Consider the following 418-nt stretch of genomic DNA (forward strand, 5'->3'; position numbering starts at 1 on the left):
ACCCAAATTTTTAAAGAACGATCTAATCAAAGACTAGAAATCAACATTCACCATCATTTTGATGGAATGCTCATTTCTAAGCTTTCAAACTTCAGAAGCAGTAGTGGTGGAGCCAAACGGGATCGAACCGTTGACCTCCTGCGTGCAAGGCAGGCGCTCTCCCAGCTGAGCTATGGCCCCATATTTCTACAGGCGTTTCCCACACAAAATTGGTGGGTCTGGGCAGATTCGAACTGCCGACCTCACCCTTATCAGGGGTGCGCTCTAACCAACTGAGCTACAGACCCAATTTCGAGCTGCTAAGGCCGACCTCACCCTGCTCTTTACCACAGAGCATGGGGTGCGCTCTAACCAACTAAGCTACAACCATTTAGGCTGCTTCTTATCGTCTTCTTCAATGAATCAAGCAATTCGTGTG

At 48.1% G+C, this 418-nt stretch carries 2 tRNA genes; both read right to left on the reverse strand.

Features of this window, described 5'->3' with window-relative positions:
• Positions 1–104 precede the first annotated feature (104 nt).
• A tRNA-Ala gene (locus tag HX823_RS31555) sits at positions 105–180 on the reverse strand.
• Positions 181–210: 30 nt separating this feature from the next.
• Positions 211–287, reverse strand: a tRNA-Ile gene (locus HX823_RS31560).
• Positions 288–418: the final 131 nt, after the last annotated feature.

Source organism: Pseudomonas sp. P7759 (assembly GCF_013386445.1).
Taxonomy (GTDB): domain Bacteria; phylum Pseudomonadota; class Gammaproteobacteria; order Pseudomonadales; family Pseudomonadaceae; genus Aquipseudomonas; species Aquipseudomonas azotoformans_A.